Here is a 2,491-nt window from a genome sequence, read left to right as displayed (position 1 = left end):
GAGTGGGGCGAGGTGCCGGAGTGGGAGTCGTGGGTGGCGTAGAGGGCCAGCGGGACGAGGACGGCGGCTGCGGCGAGTCCGGCGAGGGCGGGCTTGAGCCACTTGTTGGAGCTGGTGCGGCCGGCTTCGGTGTGACTGCCCGGGCTGATCACGACGGGGGCGCTCGGCGGGTTACCGAGGTGCGTGCCGGGCGAAGCGGGTGCGGCTGAAGACTCTGCGGCGGAGTTCGGCTCGCGATGTGCGCTCGGCGGGGGCTCGCTGTCAGGCTGCACCTCGGCGGCGCTTGATGCCGCAGTTTCCGCGCGTCCCGTTCCGGCCTCGGCCCGTCGCTCGGCGTCGGCGAGGAGCCACAGCCGGTGCAGCGCCAGCACCTCCTCCGGCGTCGCGCCGCACGCCCGGGCGAAGCGCTCCGCCGGGGCGAACTCGGCGGGGACGGTGGTGCCGTTGCAGTAGCGGTGGAGGGTCGAGGTGCTGGTGTGGAGGCGTTGGGCCAGGGCGCCGTAGCTGCGTCCGGAACGGTCCTTCAGTTGCCGCAGTCGTGCCGCGAAATCGTCGGTGCGCCCAGCCAAGATCTGCTCCTCCCCGTTCCTCGCCGCCGTTCCAGGAACGGGTGACGTCGCAGCTCAGGGTACCTGGAATCGTTCCAGCGTCCCGCATCGGCGTTGAGGGCTGGCGGGTGGGACGGCGGGGGCGGCACGGTGGTGGCCATGAAGAAGATCACGCTCTCGTCCGCCGTCGTCGTCGCGCTGTGCGGTGCCGTCTCGCTCAGTGCCTGCGCGTCCTCGAAGTCCGCCGCGTCCGGGGCGGGCCCGGCCGCCGGGAGCAGTTCGACGTCGGCGGCCGTGGGTGCTCCGTCGGACACGCCTTCGTCGGGGATCGGGACGGCTGGGAGCACGGCGTCGACGTCTGCGTCATCGCCGGCGTCGGCTCCGACCAAGGCCTCGAACAGCGGGAAGCCGCCGACCAGCGCCCCGTCGGCCCCGTCCACTCCGTCCGCCCCGCACAACGACGACAGCTACGCCTACACGCACCGCTGCGCCGCCTCGCAGGTGACGCTCCAGGTCTCGCGCATGACCGATGTGCCGACGCGCCGCCTGATCGCGGTGCACAACAACGGCGCCACCTCCTGCGGTCTGAGCTACTTCCCGCTGGTGAGCCTGGGCAACGCGCAGTCCGCGGACCACAGCAAGGACCTGAAGCCGCTGATCCCCGGAGGACTCGGCGGCCCGCCGGCCTACGTGCTCTACGCGGGCAAGACCGCCTACGCCGTCCTGGACCTCAACCCCGCCGGCTCCGGCACGGGCACCCCCACGACCCTCGACGAGATCAACGTCCTGCCTGCGGACACCATGCCGAACGCGGCCACGAAGAACTTCCCGCTCGGCGGCGGCTCCGTCGGCAAGCCGAAGTTGGGGCTCTACGAGGCCGGCGTCGCGGACGCGGTCGCCTCGATGCAGGGCGCCAACACGCCGCAGTAGCGCGGGGGACGAGCGCGGGGCCCGACTCTGCAGGGGTGAGCCGGGCCCCGCGCTGTTGTGCTGAACAGCTTTTAGTACTCAACCGCCAACCGCGGCTTTGGGGGCTGCGACTCCTGAGCGGTATGCGGCTGCTGCTTAAAGCCGCTTCGCTACTGCTACTGCTTGGCCCACTTCTCGTTCGGCCCACCGTTGCACGGCCACGCCGTCACGTTCGCCCCCGCGTGGATCGGCACCGGCCCCGCGGCGTCCAGGCACAGCCCGGTATTCGCCATCGGCGAGACCGTGCCGTTGGCGTTCCAGACCCAGTCCTGGTTCGGGCCGCCGTGGCAGGTCCAGGCCGAGACCTGCGCGGCGTTCAGGACCTTGCCGCTCGGGGCGGCCGCGTCGAGGCACAGGTTCGCGACGGCCATGGAGTGGATCGTGCCGTCCGGCTGGAGCTGCCACGCCTGGTTCGGGCTGCCGTGGCAGTTCGTGGCGGTGACCTTCGCGCCGGATTGGACGCCGCCGGCGCCGGAGGCCGCGTCCAGGCACAGGGTCATCGACACGAGCGTGGTCGGCTTCGCGGCCGTCGGGGTGGGGGTCGGTGTCGGGGTGCTGATGGTCGCGGACGGTGTCGTCGGGCCCGAGGTGGCCGCGGCCGCGGCCGGGATGGTCGGCACCGACGTCGAGCTGGTCGGCACGCCGGGGACGGTCGAGACGCTGTTGTCCGTCCGGTGCCACGGCTTGGTCACCCCGAGCGTGACCCCGCCGATCAGCACCACCGCTGCGACGACGCCGCCGACGACCAGCGGCTTGCGTCGCGTCGGGGGATCGGCCTCGTAGGCCGGATAGCCGGAAGCGCCGTAGTCCGACCGGCCGGGAGGCACCGGCGGCGAGGCGAACGCGGCACCGGGACCAGTCGCGCCTGCCGGGCTGACAGGACTGACCGCGGGTCCGGCGGGTTCAGCCGGCACTGGCGGCAGCAGCGAAGTGTCATCCGAAGCTTTGTCATCCCCACCGACCCCGGCCTGCCC

3 protein-coding genes are annotated in these 2,491 nt (G+C 72.5%); 1 reads left to right on the top strand and 2 read right to left on the bottom strand.

The features are described 5' to 3' along the window. The coding region (locus GWK61_RS53920) for a helix-turn-helix domain-containing protein (RefSeq protein WP_228564526.1) at window positions 1-569 on the bottom strand (569 nt) is incomplete at its 3' end. A gap of 138 nt (window positions 570-707) precedes the next feature. On the opposite strand from GWK61_RS53920, the gene GWK61_RS53915 reads away from it, so the two are divergent. Continuing rightward, a complete protein-coding gene (locus GWK61_RS53915) occupies window positions 708-1,478 on the top strand; it encodes a DUF4232 domain-containing protein (protein ID WP_194922185.1) in 771 nt (256 codons plus the stop codon). A 155-nt stretch (window positions 1,479-1,633) separates the two neighbouring features. On the opposite strand, the gene GWK61_RS53910 is transcribed toward GWK61_RS53915, so the two are convergent. Beyond that, on the bottom strand, window positions 1,634-2,491 hold an 858-nt coding region (locus tag GWK61_RS53910; RefSeq protein ID WP_228564525.1), incomplete at its 5' end, for an RICIN domain-containing protein.

It is taken from the genome of Catenulispora rubra (assembly GCF_015356825.1).
GTDB lineage: Bacteria > Actinomycetota > Actinomycetes > Streptomycetales > Catenulisporaceae > Catenulispora > Catenulispora rubra.
The sequence above is the reverse complement of the archived record's forward strand: the minus strand, read 5'-3'. Positions and strand labels throughout refer to the sequence as shown.